This window comes from Nitrososphaera viennensis EN76 (assembly GCF_000698785.1).
In the GTDB taxonomy this organism is placed as follows: domain Archaea; phylum Thermoproteota; class Nitrososphaeria; order Nitrososphaerales; family Nitrososphaeraceae; genus Nitrososphaera; species Nitrososphaera viennensis.
This window is the reverse complement of sequence record NZ_CP007536.1, coordinates 1,594,348-1,608,851: the sequence shown is the minus strand read 5'-3', so window position 1 is coordinate 1,608,851 and position 14,504 is coordinate 1,594,348. Positions and strand designations below refer to the sequence as shown.

The following is a 14,504-nucleotide window of genomic DNA, read 5'->3' as shown; positions in this document are numbered from 1 at the left end:
TCCGGCCTCTTCTGTGATATTTTGGGCATATCTGCTAGCACGTATGAAGTCGGGACAGGGTCACACAGGTCTACTGCTTATAGAGTCTGGCGAATAATGCGTGTATTATTATTACTGCTACCATTATCATTGTAGCTGTCCAGTTTGACTGGAATGCAGCTTATCGGGGAGCTCTTGCACGTGGGACAGGCGTCCGGCTTCCAATTCGCAATATCTGAGGCAGACCAGTAGCATGACGGACAGAGCAAGAAATTCAGCACCCGGGGTCGTGATTGTTTGATGTTTGGTGGATGTAGTTGAGTAGCTTCCACGCTTCGGCCCCCAGATGCGTCGTTTCTATAAACGGTATCCAAAAAATAAAAGACTTTATGCGATTATAAAACAGTCTACCATGAAATTCAGATAAAAGGATCAAATAGAGCCGAACATCGCATCGCTTTGCAGTTATTCGGCCCGGAACTTGGCGCCACCAGAATGATACCGTGAAGAACAATACTCCTTGGTTCTTTCCTGCAACCTCTGCAGCACGTGGTTTGCTTGCTCTGGAGTGACAAGCCCAGAATCAAGGTATGTCCTCATCATAAAGAAAATGGCGCCTTCCAAAGCTGACTCGCTCATGTTAATTATTCATATCATAAAGCTGGTTATTGTAGAAACGTATAGTGGTCAAAATGCAAAATAATCCTGATCAATAACGTCAATCATCAACTTTTTGGTATAGCCAAACTATAGATCTTGTGCCAACCGGCGGCATATTGTTCTTTCAATTAACACATAATTACAAGCTTGGTCTACAAAGAAAAGTGATCGAGGAAAAACAACACCGCATAGTATCGCCGTATTCTATGCTGACCCTGCTGGTTCCGATAGCCGGCCTCATCTTTGCCCTTGTCTACGGAAACCTGCTTGCCCTCAACTACGTCCACGTGATCACCGGCGGGACCTGGACCGGCATCGACCTCTTCATGGGGCTCGTGATGAGCAGGGTGATGAAGGGCCTGGAGCCGCAGGCAAGGACGCAGGTGATCAAAAAGCTGGTGCCTGTCATGCTCTTTCTAATGCCGTCCCTTGCGTCCGTGGCGATAACCTCCGGCATAAACCTTGCAGACAGGCTGGGCCTGTTGACGCTGGAATCGCCCACCATAATCGCGGCCATAGTCATCGTGATCATCCTCTCCGTCCAGGGCTTTGGAATGATAATGCCTACCGAGGTCAGGGTCTACCTGGAGCTTCGCAAAAAAGAGCCTGACCGGAACAAGATAATAAAATGGGGCATGAGAAACATCAAGCTGGCAGGGAGCCAGGGAGTCTTTCAGGTAGCCCTGATATTCGTGATGGCAAACCTGGCGCTGGGTTTCGTGTGACGGATCATTTTTTTATCGCGCATGCATACACGCATGCGCACAGGCTGTACAAAAGAGGCGATGGCATCAAGAAGACAAAGAAAAGCTCGTACGCCTGCTAGTATCCTCCGGAAATTAGTAAGGTAACTTCTAACTATAGAAGAACCGTTTAGATTAAAATACTACCTTCTGTGTGCTGACCGCATGGGGAAAACTGAAAAATTTTCTGGACTGAATACCGACTTGGAAAGGCTTGCCAACAGGATAGAGATGTACCTGCAGGAAAGCGGGTTTGAGGTCGCATTTTCAAAAGACCCTACAGAGCCTGCGTCGTGGTTCTTTATCCAGGCAAGAAAGGCCAGCGCCCTGCGCACCGTTGCGGGAGCAAGGAGGAGCACGGACATCACCATAAAGGGCTCTCCAGGCAGTTTTGAGGTTTCTGTGGGCACGGGCGAATGGGGCAAGAACCTCGTAACGTCTGCGCCACTCTTTATCGTGCCCGTCGTCGGTATAAGCGCCACCCTTGTCAAACTGTACACGGCCAAGAAATTCGAGGACAACCTCTGGAAGTACATCCGGGACCAGTCAAGGTTCCTTGCAGACAGCGCCCTGCGCGCCACTGACAAGCCCTCATCCTCTTCTTCCATTACTGCCGCCGGAGTCAGCACGGACAGCAGGGCATACGACTGCGACTATGTTGAAGGCTACCCCGGATGGAACGAGCAGGTCCTGGGAGGCAAGCTGCTCCTTGTGCGAGAAAAGGGCGGAAAGAACAGGCTTGCCTTCAAGTCGCCGGATTCCCGGGAAATCGCGATACCTTCTGCCAACGTCATCGAGGCTCACATCATAGCAAGAAAGAAGGGGCTCAGCGAGGACGACCTGATGATACAGCTGGCATGCAAGGATGCGAATGGTAGAACTGTCAAGCCGGTGTTCAACCTCAACGACGACATCATACGGGGCGTCCTGGCGGGCATTAACGAGCTTGTGGGGGAGGACAAGGTCCTGAGGAGCTTTGAGCAGGTAAACGTGACGACAGAAACAAAGTACTGCACCAGCTGCGGCGTCCAGATACCAAAGGAGGCCAAGTTCTGCTCGTCATGCGGCACAAAGCAATCCTGAATCTTCCTCCTTCTTTTTTCATGCATATGCATGAAAAAGCCGTTCGTTCAGTAGATGTGATAAATAATAATAGTAGTCACTTCCACTGCGTTTATTTAATTCTCCGCGTTCGTTCTATCCGAACTTTCTATGCCTACAAATGTGAGGGAAAGGTGACAAATGAGCTACTCTGACAACCGCAACGAGGTTTTCATCTCAAAGCGGAGAATTGACACGACAAGCAATTACATCATCGAGCAAACAGACGTCAGCTTGAAAAGCAAAGATCTCTCGATCGACGAATTGATAAAAAAGGCAAAGGAAGCCGTGCATTAATAAGAAGAAAAGAAAAACTGGTGGCTTTATCTCATTTTTCAAGCCTGTTACTATTGCTGCATCAGATATGTGTACTGAATGCAGAGGGTGCCAGTTCACCTAGGGCGTTGAAAAGAAAGTAGCCTCCTCAATATGGAGCCGTCATCATCATTATCCTCTGATGACCGGTCGTGCCCATTATCGCCGCCATTTCTGTCCCAATTTCTTCTGCCGTCATCATCTCTTTCTCCCCTGTCATCGTCATCACTGCTACTATCATTGCTGCTGCGACCGTGTCTGTCCCTGTGGCGCTCTTCGTCATCATCATCACCATCACCATGCCTGCTGTTATCATCATCATCGCCACTGCTACCGCCATTGGCCGACTCGCGCTCTTCATCTTCCTCCTCCTCGTTGTCATTCGCCGGTCCTTGCACGTTACTGCTGCCGTTGTTGTCACCCGTTGCAGGCTGCTCGCTGCTACTAGTTGTCATCGCCTGTTCCTGCGCCGTCTCTACATTTGAGGCAAGTGTTGGAGGAATGGCAGGTGTGCTGACCGTCCCATTTGCGGATGCAGTAGCAGTTGCGGATGCGGTAGCGGTCGCGTTGGCAACCGCCGCCACTTCCCCTGCTGCAACTTCGCCGCTGCCTTCCTCCTCTCCTCCTCCCTCCTCTTCTGGAGGCATCAACCCGTTGGCGATATCCTCCCTCAGGTAGAACATCACCTTCTCCTTCTCGTCAAATCGGCCGTCCTTGAGCTCGTCCATAAACTCCTCGAACGAAACGTCGGTCCCAAACTGCGTCGCAAACGTGCTGTCCCTTTCAAAGAGGTCGATGGTAAAGGTGTTCGGCGGCGGGTTGGGCGGGGGAAGGAATATGGTGACGTTCCTGAACACAGGATCAAACGTCCCGTCAAGCGGCTTTGACAGCTGCCGCATGTCTTCATCAGACAGTGTTTTTCCTCTGAGCGACGGATCCAGTATCATCGTGTCCACCCCGTTTACGATGATGTGGCCTGGGACATACGAGTGAATGGCCCTCAACGAAAGGTCGCCTGTAAGGTTCTCGGTGCCGTCCGGCTTGTCTTCGTGCTCGCTGGGCGCCGCGTCGGGAAGCGGCTCGCCAAAGGTGTTCTGGTAGGCCTTTGCAACCATCTGCAGGTAGACCTGCACCGTCTGCTCTCTTGCGTCCTCTGGCTTCATCTTCTTGTCTATTACGAGGTCGAGGTACATCTTGCCCAGCTTTACAGCTACCGTGTGGATTGCGATGTTCTCGCTGTTCCTTGGCTCTCCTCCGACGATTATCTGGTTCTCCCCGTGGTCAAGCACTGTGCTGAGGTTGAGCCTCTCGTCCTCTATGCTTCCCGGGTTTGGCCCGTCGCGGATGGTGTTGTACAGGTCGTGCGATACAAGCTGCAGCACTCCCAGGTCTTCAAGCGTGATCCTGTCGCCTTTGTTGTATACTCCAACAAGGTTCAAGGGCGTGCCGTCGGCCGGCAGGGTGACATCGCGCGTCCTGCTCCTGTCGTTGTTATCCTGCCAGTGGTTGAAAATGATGCTGATTGGAGCGATTCCCGAGAGCGACGACGTGTTTCCTTCCACAAGAGAGGCATTTTCTGCTTCCTGGTTTCCAACTATCAGCTGGTACGTCCTGCCCGGCGCCCCGCTAAACGAAAAGGGCGTCAGCCCTGCGCCCACAGTTTGTATGCCCGACCTGATAGTCGTCCACATGTGGAGCTCTTCGCCGTTGGGCGTCACTGCACTTACGGTGAGGTTTGGAGGCGTAGAGACCTTCTTGAAGAAAGCCGCAAGCGTGGTGTCCCCGGACAGGAGTACCGCCTTGGTGTTGCTTTTGCTGCCGTCCTGCCAGTGGTCAAATGCATAGCTCTGGCTGTTGCTCACCTTGATGGTGTATATCGTGCCGGCTTGTCCCGCAATGGTCAGCGGGGCAAATCCAGACTTTATCAGGCTCTCGCCTGCCCGGATTTCCACCAGTACGCTGACCGCGTCGCCATCTGGCAGGGAAAATGCGTTTATGGTGAGGCTCTCCGACGTGGTGGCTGCATGTGCAACGCCGCCCATCAGAGGGTACGCCGCACAGCCTATCAACAGCACCGCTACCACGAACGTACATCCCGCTACCGCCCTTGCGTCTGAATTAAGGTTCATCCTTATCCTCGCGCAGCAGGATAAAGATAACTTAAAGAGATTATGGAAGAGAGCGCCCCACTCTAATTACCTACAAATATTATATGAGGGAGATATGCGTAACATGCCGTTATATCTGATGCAAAATCTCATCATGATGGTAGTATGTAAGACATGTCTTTACACGATATGATGTACATGGCTGGAAAAAGGGAGAGTTTTTTTTGAACAACAGCACAATCTGGATAAACGACGACGATGTGCATAGTATATTTTCTTGCGAGCAGGAAATAATTTTTTTGTTGCCGCAAATCAGGTTCTTGCGTGTTTTTTACTGCTGCCCTGACAAGCGCAGAGAGTGTACAGTCTCTCAAAATTTGCTTTCCAGCTGCACATTTTTCCGGCTCTTGCTCTACCTTCCATACCGGCGCACCCTGCGCTGGTACGTCCTGATCGCGCGCATCAGGTCTATCTTGCGGAACTCAGGCCAGAAAACGTCCATGAACATGAGCTCGCTGTAGGCGCTCTGCCATATCAAGAACCCGCTCAGGCGCTTCTCGCCCGACGTCCTCAGGATGAGGTCTGGCGACGACTGGGGCAGGTGCGACGTGTAGAGGCACGCCTCTATCGTTTTCTCGTTGATGTCCTCTATCTTTATCTCGTTGTTCTTGGCCATGCCTGCAATCTTTTTCACGGCATCCACGAGCTCCTTCTGGCCGCCGTACGCGACTGCGATGTTGAGAAACATCTTTTCGTACTCGGCAGTCGCCTCCTCGAGCTTGCCAAGTATCTCCTGCAGGTTGCGGGGGAGCCTGTGCTTGTCGCCAATGGCCTTTATCTTCATCTGGCGCCTGTGCACCCTCTCGTCGTTGTACAGCCTGTTCAGCTTGACCTCAAGCAGCCTGTAGATGTTCTCGAGCTCCTCGTCGTTTCGCTCCAGGTTCTCGTTTGAAAGGATGTAAAGAGTGGTTATCCTGACGCCGATGTCGTGTATCCAGTTGAGCAGGTCCTCGGCCCTGTCCGCTCCGTAGGCGTGGCCCATTTCTGTGTCAAGGAAATGGTAGCGGGCCCACCTCCTGTTGCCGTCCAGGATTATGGCGACGTGGTTTGGCAGGGGCTGGCTCAATATCTCGTTCTCCAGCCTGCGCTCATAGTAGGAATAGATGCGGCTTGCGTGGAGCAGTGTGTCCATAACCGCTCTCCCTCCCCTGTCAAAATCCTTGCTCAGGCCCATCTGTATGTACACCTGTGGAATTCTGTGCATCTATATTTCAATATTCAGGAGGACTGGGCCATACAATTGTTAACGATGGTCAGATGCTTGCACGGCCCGCCCAATGCACGTCATGCGGGCCGGCGCACCTTTTTTGCTAGTTTTCTCGATTCACGTCGTCACGCTTTAGCTGCTATCAACAGCACGACTGAAAGCATCCTCCATCCCTCGCAGGCAGCACGGTTGCAACTGGCCAGCTTCTCCTTCCTCGCACCATTGTGCGAGAGCGCCGGCCCGTGCCGCCCGCATAGCCAGATTTGTCGTTATCTCCCTCCCCGCTCTTTTCTTCTGTTTTCGTTGCTTCCTGCGTCACCTGCGTCTTTCTCCCTCTCTTGCTTCCGCAATTATTTTTCCCTCATTATATCTGCGTCTTGCTGGCCGAGGTTCTGGGCTTTCGTTTCGCATCCCTTGCTTGCCATGTCGTTTAATGAAAGCAATAGTCAACTTTGTGGACGCTTGGATTAATTTTGCCTTAACCTACCAAAATATTGGTTCCGTTGAATCTATGGGTGTCGCGTTTGGGTGTTGAATTTCGGGTGGCATTATTTCTTGTTTGATGGGCATCGTGGGTTAAAGCATCTGCCATCAACCGTTCGGCCTCCACAATGCGGACATGGATCGACAGATTCATTCTTTTCCATCTTTTACCACTTTCTGGTTAGTGCCACAGAGCGTATTGAAGCAGCGACCATCTATCAGACGCTTCCCGCATATTTCACAGCGTTCTACAGAGGCGCTGGCAAATGACACCATTATTTTTGGAAATAACGGGCATGTATATTAACAGATAGATCGAATATTGCAATAGCCAGTGTACCTATAAAAAAGACAATGTAGGAATAGACCAGTCTATCGTCAGGAATCGTATTTGATATTAGATAGACAAATCCTATGGCTATTGCAAGTAACCCTGTATACTCGAACGTACGTCCTGCAAATGGTATCCACCTATTCGGTCGGATAACCAGCAAGTAAGATGCAACGAAAAAGCAGAACATACTGATTGACAGAAAAAATAACTCATCCACATGCTTCGAGATATTTTCAGGATTAAACCCTAGAATCAAGGCAATTGCAACAATGCTGAATGTAGCTAATGTGATGTTATGTACTCGATATTCGGAAAATGTCTTTATTTCAGATTGATTCGGAGAGTCTCGCATACCTTTATCAAATATTGGAACGAGCATCCTAAGAACAAAGAAGATGGGCAAAACTATCCAAAAATGTGATAGCAGTTCTATTGCCACGGGGGAGGTATTATCCTAGTTCTATTAAAAGAACTACTTTTTCGCATTTCTGATCAACTCCATCCACTTGTCTTTTCCTTCCGTTCCGATACCCGCTGCTTGAGCTGGCGTTTTTCCATCTATTGCCATGTGTGGCTTTACGAAATTGTACTGAATCCTGTTGCCTTCTGCAAGCGGCGTTTTGATAGTTTTCCAGCCGCGCTGTACCTTTACCCTTTCACGCAGAGTGCCGTTCATGCGCTCAATCCTGTTGTTTGTTTGACGCTTGGCAATCCCGCAATTCTCAACGCGCTTGGCATTCTGGAATACGTTTACACCAGAGCTGTACGCCCTCAACGAAAATATTGGTTCCGTTGAATTCCCTAGGTGTTCGTTTTGGTTGTTGCAAGCTGGTTGGTAAAGACAAAAGATATTTCTTACAGGAGTATTTACCATGATTTGGTTGTCTGACGAAGGCGATTCAGATTATGATATAATTGCCCGCGCTTTGGGGCATCTCGCAAAGCGCCTAGAAAGTCTAAAGACTGATGAATTGGTCAAAATCGGTAACGGAGTGATGATTAAAGACCTAGATGCACATGCAGATCGATGTAACCAACTAAGACAGAAGTTTATCGATAAAACGGCAGAAAACCTCATCCGATACAACTTAGGGTTGATCTGCAATGCGCTGGCGGTTTATCATAAAGACCTAGAATCCAGTAAGAAAGCACTCTCCAACAATCTTTTTGGCGGACAGCAAGATATTGCGAATTTTGAACTAAAACATCTCGACAAAGAAATGCGAGATGTCGCTTATCTTTTAGATTACTACAAGAAAAAAGGCAGCTCATGACTTCTCAAGTATTGCCCGCTCTAGCAATTCCTTCCATCCTTTGACATCTAAGCCTGCTACCTGCGCGGGTGTCTGCCCGCCCAAAGCCATGTGTGGCTTGACAAAGTTGTACTGTATCCTGTTACCTTCGGCCAACGACGTCCTTACAGTTTTCCGGCCGCGCTGTACCTTTACTCTTTCACGCAACGTTCCGTTCAAACGCTCTATCCTGTTGGTTAAAACGTCAAAAACACTTCTTCCACGGGCTCCCGCACCCCCATGGCGCGGATGGACTTTTCAAACTCGCGCTTGCCGTCCGAGACGAGGATCTGCAATTTGCCGCTGCCGCTTTTTTTGGCCATCCTGTAAAAGTTCAGGAACTTTCTCACGTCTTTTGCGACCATCTGGGCGGGGTCGACGAACCTGACTGTGGGCAGGAGCGCGTTGAGGTAGCTTTTCACAAACGGCAGGTGCGTGCTCGACAGGGTCATGACATCGATCTTTTCGTCCACGCCGTCGCCAAGCACCCTCGACACCACGTCAAACGTCCTGCGCTCGTTTTCAAGGTGCACGCCGCTTTCCACGAGCTCTATTATGGGAGACGCGTTGAACTTTGTTACAAGTATGTGCTGAGGCACCTCGCGCCTTATCTGGTTCTCAAGCTCCTTGCTGTTTATGGTCCCGGCGGTGGCCATGATCCCGATGTGCTTTTTCTTGGTCAGCCGCACGGCCTCCTTGAGGGGCGGCCGCACGCCGATTATCGGCATCTCGCCGACCCTCTTTTTGACTTCTTCGAGCACCTGCACGCTCGGGGTGTTTGACGCCATGACGACGAGCTTGGGCTTGTAGCGTTTCAGGTAGTTTATCGTGCTGACCGTTATCTCCAGGAGCTGCTGGTGCGACTTGTTCCCGTAGGGAAAGTGCGCCCTGTCGGCAAAGTACAGCAGGTCCTCGGCAGGCACCGCTTTTTTCAGCTCGCGTATTATGGAAAGCGAGCCTATGCCCGAGTCGAAAACTGCCACGGGGTTGTTGGTCAACAGGACTTTGTGCACCTGATGGGGTTATTGTAGGTTCTCCTTTTTCTTCCTAGGCCGCCAGGATGCCGGCCACCTTTCTTGCAAGCGCCTCCATCCTGTAAGGCCTCCTTACCCTCACCACGAGCAAGGACTTTGCGTCCCTGCCGTGGTCAAACAGCAGGATGTCCGAATCGTCATAGCGGCCCGTGACGTAGTGCAGCCTGCCAAGAAACGTTTCGTGGTTTTTTGCAAGCGACATCATGATGAGCCTCTGCATCATCACGCCTTCCATTTCGTGCGGCCCGGGCAGCCTTGTGCCGGGCCGGACCTTCCATTCCACTATCGCCCCGTCCTGTACAAGAAACACTGCGAGGACGTTTTCATGCAGCCTGGCTATTGCATGGCATACCTCCTTTTGCTGCATGATACCGTGATTTCGGCTTTCCGGGACATAGATAAGATTTTTCCCAGATCTATATGAAATTCTACTAGAGTCAGGAGTGGAAAACTTTTCTTATAATTTCATTTTTGATGAACAATACGCAGTTATCCCCGCTCTTATTATAAGAGCAGGAAACGATGTCACCTAGATCTATTTTTGGCAGCCTGGCCCTTACACGCCTGTCAAGGACGCTGATGCATCCTTCTTCTCTTTCTCCTTCTTTGCGTACTCTTGGCTCCCGCCGCCTGCTTGCCTTTGCAACGTTTGCCGTGATCGCCATGAGCGCGGCCATGCCAAGCGCGTTTGCACAGCGGCCCGTCGACAAAGCCCTCAATGGAGCCGGCGATGCCGTGCATGCAGTCGTTGGCAGCACGCTTGATTCAATAGCCGACATAGTCAGGATAAATCATAATGATGATGACGATGACAGTAACAATAACGGCGGCAGGGATGGTGGCAATGATAATAATAATGATGACGATGCCAGCAGGCGTGGCGGCGATAGCGATGACAGGGGCGAAAGAGACAATGACGATGGCAACAGAAGAAATGGAGACCACAACAGCAACAGCAACGGCGGCAACGGTGATGGTGATGATGATAATAATGGTGATGACGACCGCTGCAATTGCATCGTAATGCGCCTGGATGACGTGCAGGATGACTGGGTCAGAGACGTGCAGCTTGCCCTCATGAACCGCTTGATCTCCAACCAGGTCCATACGTCCACCGCAATCATAATGCATGATTTCGGCAACGACCCTGCAATAGTGTCAAAGGTCCGTGAAGGCGCAGACGCAGGGTTGTTCGAATATTCGGTCCACGGCTGGAAGCACGTCGACTATGCGACCCTTTCCCCTGAAGAGCAGAAAAGCACGCTTGTGCAGGCCAAGGCCAAGCTTGTAGACGTCCTTGGCAAGGATTCAAACATCTTTGTCGCGCCCTACAACAACTTTAACGAGGACACGCTAAACGCCATGGACCAGATCGGGATGACGATCATAAGCTCTGACGACACAGACCTTTTCCCTGCAGCCCCAAGGGAATCGCCACTCTATCCCAATGTCAAGCATATGCCGCAGACGATAAATTTTGCAGAGCAGGTCGGGGAAGTGAGGGTTCTCCGCCCCCTTGACGACCTTGTTTCTGCCGTCAGCACGGACATACGGGACAAGGGATACGCAGTCCTCACCCTCCACCCGCAGGACTTTACGCAGTACAACGGCACAGAGGTGCAGAATGAGGTGAACCCTGTGGCGATGCTCCGGCTGGAGCAGTTTATCACGGCTGCCAGGGATGCGGGGTTCTCCTTTGCAGGCTTCCAGCAGGCACTTGAGGATAACCACCCGGACCTCTCGACCATACCCGACAAGTCAAAGCCGTATGAAAGCGTCCTGACTCCGACCGCCGGATCGTCGTTTGCGACAGACGCAAAGGTCACAGTCACCGGCAGGGCATTTGACGACACGGGGATAGAGTCGGTGGAGGTGCGGACAACGGATTCCTCGTACCGCGTCGCGTCTACTGACAACGACTTTGAGGACTGGACGAAAATCGTCCAGATGCCGTCAACGCCCGGAGCCATCGACATCATTGCCAAGGCGACTGACATCGAGGGAAAACAAACCTGGGTATACGTCCCGGTCAACGTCACGCGGCAACAACAACAATGATGATCTCTCTCTCGGATGGCCGGTGCAAAAATTGCAGTCCCGCACTTGAGTGATACTATGATGCACAACTGCGGCTCGCACAAGCTTTGGACGCGATCGTGCTTGCGGCAGTGCCTTTTGAACCCCTTTTGCAGTAGAGATACTATATAGCTTTATTCTATTTTTCGCTATTACAGGAGAATACGCATAATATTCACGCTATACTTTGATATATCCAACTATTCCTCCCTATCGTGGATAATGCCGGCAAGATTGCCACAGAACGTCAGGGTCAGGGCCATGCTGGCAGAGCACGGCATTGACAGGCAGTTTCTGTCGATGCTGACTGACTCTCAGGCCCGGGACCTTCTGGAGTGCATCCTATACCTCAAAGAGAAGCACAAGCACCTGTTTCGATGCCTCGCTGGTTCATCGTGCAACTGAGGCCACAACAGCAACACCTGCAACCCAGCATAATCCTTGGTATTCTCTACAGAGCCAATCGAAAGACCGTTTAAATATTAGGCTGACCTAATTAGGCATGCCTAATTTCCAGGAAGTCTGGCATTGGCATCTACCAGCAAGTCTCAAATCACCCCCGCCCAGCCTCACACGCTTCAGCTGGGCGGGCCTAACCTTCTTCTTTTGCGCACAAAAAAGCTCTAGCCGCACTCCCGAATCGAGCAAATCCAATGATCTGCTAAATGTACGTGCATAATTCCATTATGCGCAGTGTTACAGAGAATTATTCTCATGTATTGTTGCAGAAAAAGTCTCGTTTCTTTTGTACGCAGGACAGGATTCGTGTCCTGTGCATGCAGCAGGAGTGATCGCGATAGCTCTTGCCGGCATAATTGCCGCAGTCAATGTGCCGGCCGCTTATTCTTGCAGAGCGCCTGAGCAGCAGCACATGAACGTCTTGGTGATCTCTGACGACACCGGGTGTTCCGCGGAGCTGATAAAAAAAGGGATGCTGCTTCCAGACCCTGAAGGCAACAAGCAGCATTTTCCAAAGGACTATGACGTGACGTGCCTTGACGGGCTGGTCAAAAAGGATGCAAACACTTTCCAGTACATAGAGAAGGTGACGGTGCCTGTGCTCCGCAAGGCCGCGCAGGAAAAGGCGGGAAACGTCGAAGAGCTTTACATCTTTGTGTACCAGCAGCCGCTTGAAAAGCAATTCCGGGATTACATCGCCATGCGCTTTGGGACCGAGCGCGCCAGCATGGTGGATGGCTGGGCAAACGTCGCTGAAAATACGGCGTTCTCGCCGGTCTGGGCGTCCACGATATACCACGAAGGAAGGCACCTTGCAATCCACGGCACGTGGCACGATGACGCAGGCAGGCCGCTTCCAGACAACCGGATAAACTACTATCCCGGCTTTGGCCCAGGTCAAGATGACGATGATGCTGGGGCGGGGCTGCTAAAGTTCCTCAACGTCCGCCCTGCCAGCTTGCCGGGCTGCGGCAGCAGCAGTAGCAGTCATCATAATTCCGCCCTGAACAGCTAGAGTTTTTGCCTGCCTGCCCGCCGGGCCGGCAAAAAACGTTTTTGCGTCAAAGCTCGTTTTTCCTTATCCTGTCAACCATCGTCCCGGGCTTGACGTCCTGTACTGTCAGAAACTCTACTGCGTCCACTAACGCGTACTGCGCAAGCACGTCAAACTTTTGCGGCTTTGTTATGTCCTGCCAGCCGAACTTGATGAACGTGCGCCCGTCGTGCGTCTCTTTGAACTTGCGCAGGGACGCCAGGCTTGAAAACGACCTGTAGATGACATAGTTTATCTGCGCCGGGTTCATGGAAAGCGGGTACGCGATAAACTCGTACTTGGCAGGGTGCTCCACGAACGCCGCGTGGAACGCCGGCGGCGTCTCGCCGTGCATCTCCATGACCCTCGACCAGCCCTTCTCGGCATTGCGCCGCGAGTCAAATATCGGCGCGACAACGTCCTGCCGCTCATCGCCGAAATAGCCCATGCCGAGAAACTCGGAGAACCTGACCACCGGGGCGCGGGGCTCCTTCTCTTCTCCTTCTTGCAACACGCGCAAAAACGCACTTTCGCTATATATTGCTACTTTGACGCTGAAGCCGTTCTTTGAACCACACGTACACCGGTATCAGGGGATGCGATCCAAGCTCCTGCTCGCTTTTCCTGTTGTAGCATACCATGACCATCCTGCCCAAGAGCGCACCGCGGATGTCGGCTGTCAGCTCGCCTTCCTTCAGCGGCCCGTACAGGCCAAAGAAATAATCCTGCCTGTAAAACGCTACGTGCTGCGCAAAGCAGTCAGAAAGGATTGCAGGATCGCCTGCAAGCCTGCCTGCGCCGTTCTTTTTCTCCACCGCAAGCTGGAGCTCGCGGTTGAGGTACCTGCTCCTGATGTACTCGGAGTCAAGCTTGCCGGCAGAGCTGTTGAGGTAGCCGTCTATCTCGACTGACATCTGCCCTGCCGTGCGCTGGGCAAGCCCCGTCGCCTCGGCAACCTCACTTTCCTGCCTGACACCGGCCGACCTGCCGTACAGGTACATGACGCATGCAAGCTCGTCCTTTTCAATGAAGGGAAAGGCCCTCTTGCCTGCAACAAACGCAGAAATGCGCTCTGAAATGTCGTCTGGGAGCACCATTGCCATGTGCGAGTCGGCCACTATCACGACCCCTGACAGGGACACTAACACGTTTATAGTCCTATTTGCGATCCAGAGCCATGTCCCAGATAGATGGCACTAAAAAGGTCTATGTGATTGTGCACGGCCAGCGCAACCTGGCAGAGCCGGTGAAGGAGAAGCTTGCAGCAGCAGGCTTCAAAAACACAGAGATGGCGTCTCTGGACAAGGCCGGCAACGCCGGCGAGTACGTCGCCATGCTGTGGCCGCCTATGGCCGCAAGCGAGATCATGGTAAGCGTCATAACAGGCCCGGCCGAGCCGGGCAAGAGCCACGGCATGGGGGCGTGGGGCTCTGTAGCCACCAAGGAAATAATGCGCCTGCCGCTAAAGAAGTAAAAAACGCGCGCGCCGTCCGACAGACGGCAACAACTACCTTCGTTATTCATGCGCCATGCACCGCGCCAACATTCTCTGCACCCTGCAAAGGCGGTTCGCTTGCTTGAATCCTGAAGCGTGAATGGATGTGCGTGTGTGCGCGCGTG

At 52.0% G+C, this 14,504-nt stretch carries 19 protein-coding genes; 8 read left to right on the top strand and 11 right to left on the bottom strand.

Features of this window, described 5'->3' with window-relative positions; translation table 11 throughout:
* Positions 1–444 precede the first annotated feature (444 nt).
* The gene (locus NVIE_RS15450) at positions 445–618 is read right to left on the bottom strand and encodes a hypothetical protein (RefSeq protein WP_158435170.1); all 174 of its coding nucleotides are present in this window, start codon (positions 616–618) and stop codon (positions 445–447) included.
* Positions 619–803: 185 nt separating this feature from the next.
* Here NVIE_RS15450 and NVIE_RS09200 point away from each other — a divergent pair, with 185 nt between their 5' ends.
* The 3 genes from NVIE_RS09200 (at position 804) to NVIE_RS15445 (ending at position 2,780) form a co-directional block, all read left to right on the top strand.
* The gene (locus NVIE_RS09200) at positions 804–1,364 is read left to right on the top strand and encodes a hypothetical protein (RefSeq protein ID WP_227717315.1); all 561 of its coding nucleotides are present in this window, start codon (positions 804–806) and stop codon (positions 1,362–1,364) included.
* Between the two features lie 183 nt (positions 1,365–1,547).
* Positions 1,548–2,465, top strand: a complete 918-nt coding sequence (locus tag NVIE_RS09195) for a zinc ribbon domain-containing protein (RefSeq protein WP_075054991.1) — start codon at positions 1,548–1,550, stop codon at positions 2,463–2,465.
* A 159-nt stretch (positions 2,466–2,624) separates the two neighbouring features.
* On the top strand, positions 2,625–2,780 hold the full coding sequence (locus tag NVIE_RS15445; protein WP_158435169.1) for a hypothetical protein: 156 nt from the start codon (positions 2,625–2,627) through the stop codon (positions 2,778–2,780).
* 95 nt (positions 2,781–2,875) lie between these two features.
* On the opposite strand, the gene NVIE_RS09190 is transcribed toward NVIE_RS15445, so the two are convergent.
* The 4 genes from NVIE_RS09190 to NVIE_RS15900 form a co-directional block, all read right to left on the bottom strand.
* A complete protein-coding gene (locus NVIE_RS09190) occupies positions 2,876–4,927 on the bottom strand; it encodes a hypothetical protein (RefSeq protein ID WP_144239612.1) in 2,052 nt (683 codons plus the stop codon).
* Positions 4,928–5,318: 391 nt separating this feature from the next.
* Positions 5,319–6,170 carry a polyprenyl diphosphate synthase gene (uppS, locus tag NVIE_RS09185; RefSeq protein WP_227717314.1) on the bottom strand — a complete coding sequence of 284 codons (852 nt, stop codon included), beginning with the start codon at positions 6,168–6,170 and terminating at the stop codon, positions 5,319–5,321.
* A 761-nt stretch (positions 6,171–6,931) separates the two neighbouring features.
* Positions 6,932–7,429 carry a hypothetical protein gene (locus NVIE_RS09180; RefSeq protein WP_144239611.1) on the bottom strand — a complete coding sequence of 166 codons (498 nt, stop codon included), beginning with the start codon at positions 7,427–7,429 and terminating at the stop codon, positions 6,932–6,934.
* A 33-nt stretch (positions 7,430–7,462) separates the two neighbouring features.
* Positions 7,463–7,864: an integrase core domain-containing protein gene (locus NVIE_RS15900; protein WP_075054988.1), complete on the bottom strand. Its 402-nt coding sequence runs from the start codon at positions 7,862–7,864 to the stop codon at positions 7,463–7,465.
* 7 nt (positions 7,865–7,871) lie between these two features.
* Here NVIE_RS15900 and NVIE_RS09170 point away from each other — a divergent pair, with 7 nt between their 5' ends.
* Positions 7,872–8,264: a hypothetical protein gene (locus tag NVIE_RS09170; RefSeq protein ID WP_144239610.1), complete on the top strand. Its 393-nt coding sequence runs from the start codon at positions 7,872–7,874 to the stop codon at positions 8,262–8,264.
* Here the strand turns inward: NVIE_RS09170 and NVIE_RS09165 are convergent.
* The 4 genes from NVIE_RS09165 to NVIE_RS15440 all read right to left on the bottom strand — a co-directional run bounded on the left by NVIE_RS09165 (position 8,259) and on the right by NVIE_RS15440 (position 9,981).
* Positions 8,259–8,462 carry an integrase core domain-containing protein gene (locus tag NVIE_RS09165; RefSeq protein ID WP_075054986.1) on the bottom strand — a complete coding sequence of 68 codons (204 nt, stop codon included), beginning with the start codon at positions 8,460–8,462 and terminating at the stop codon, positions 8,259–8,261. The genes NVIE_RS09170 and NVIE_RS09165 overlap by 6 nt on opposite strands.
* A gap of 17 nt (positions 8,463–8,479) precedes the next feature.
* Positions 8,480–9,280: a glutamate racemase gene (gene murI, locus NVIE_RS09160; RefSeq protein ID WP_158435168.1), complete on the bottom strand. Its 801-nt coding sequence runs from the start codon at positions 9,278–9,280 to the stop codon at positions 8,480–8,482.
* A 49-nt stretch (positions 9,281–9,329) separates the two neighbouring features.
* Positions 9,330–9,683 carry a hypothetical protein gene (locus NVIE_RS09155; protein WP_075054985.1) on the bottom strand — a complete coding sequence of 118 codons (354 nt, stop codon included), beginning with the start codon at positions 9,681–9,683 and terminating at the stop codon, positions 9,330–9,332.
* A 70-nt stretch (positions 9,684–9,753) separates the two neighbouring features.
* The gene (locus tag NVIE_RS15440) at positions 9,754–9,981 is read right to left on the bottom strand and encodes a hypothetical protein (protein ID WP_158435167.1); all 228 of its coding nucleotides are present in this window, start codon (positions 9,979–9,981) and stop codon (positions 9,754–9,756) included.
* Between NVIE_RS15440 and NVIE_RS09140 the strand changes: the two genes are divergently transcribed.
* The 3 genes from NVIE_RS09140 (at position 9,980) to NVIE_RS09135 (ending at position 12,866) form a co-directional block, all read left to right on the top strand.
* Positions 9,980–11,374 carry a polysaccharide deacetylase family protein gene (locus NVIE_RS09140; protein ID WP_158435166.1) on the top strand — a complete coding sequence of 465 codons (1,395 nt, stop codon included), beginning with the start codon at positions 9,980–9,982 and terminating at the stop codon, positions 11,372–11,374. The two genes, NVIE_RS15440 and NVIE_RS09140, sit on opposite strands and share 2 nt — an antisense overlap.
* Before the next feature lie 240 nt (positions 11,375–11,614).
* Positions 11,615–11,797 (top strand): hypothetical protein, encoded by a 183-nt coding sequence (locus tag NVIE_RS14850; protein WP_144239609.1) that lies wholly within the window; start codon positions 11,615–11,617, stop codon positions 11,795–11,797.
* Positions 11,798–12,164: 367 nt separating this feature from the next.
* Positions 12,165–12,866: a hypothetical protein gene (locus tag NVIE_RS09135; protein ID WP_075054981.1), complete on the top strand. Its 702-nt coding sequence runs from the start codon at positions 12,165–12,167 to the stop codon at positions 12,864–12,866.
* A gap of 46 nt (positions 12,867–12,912) precedes the next feature.
* On the opposite strand, the gene NVIE_RS09130 is transcribed toward NVIE_RS09135, so the two are convergent.
* Positions 12,913–13,395: a hypothetical protein gene (locus tag NVIE_RS09130; protein WP_144239608.1), complete on the bottom strand. Its 483-nt coding sequence runs from the start codon at positions 13,393–13,395 to the stop codon at positions 12,913–12,915.
* Positions 13,396–13,417: 22 nt separating this feature from the next.
* Complete coding sequence (locus NVIE_RS09125) at positions 13,418–14,026, bottom strand: hypothetical protein (RefSeq protein WP_075054979.1); 609 nt, start codon at positions 14,024–14,026, stop codon at positions 13,418–13,420.
* 35 nt (positions 14,027–14,061) lie between these two features.
* On the opposite strand from NVIE_RS09125, the gene NVIE_RS09120 reads away from it, so the two are divergent.
* Positions 14,062–14,358, top strand: a complete 297-nt coding sequence (locus NVIE_RS09120) for a hypothetical protein (RefSeq protein ID WP_075054978.1) — start codon at positions 14,062–14,064, stop codon at positions 14,356–14,358.
* Positions 14,359–14,504: the final 146 nt, after the last annotated feature.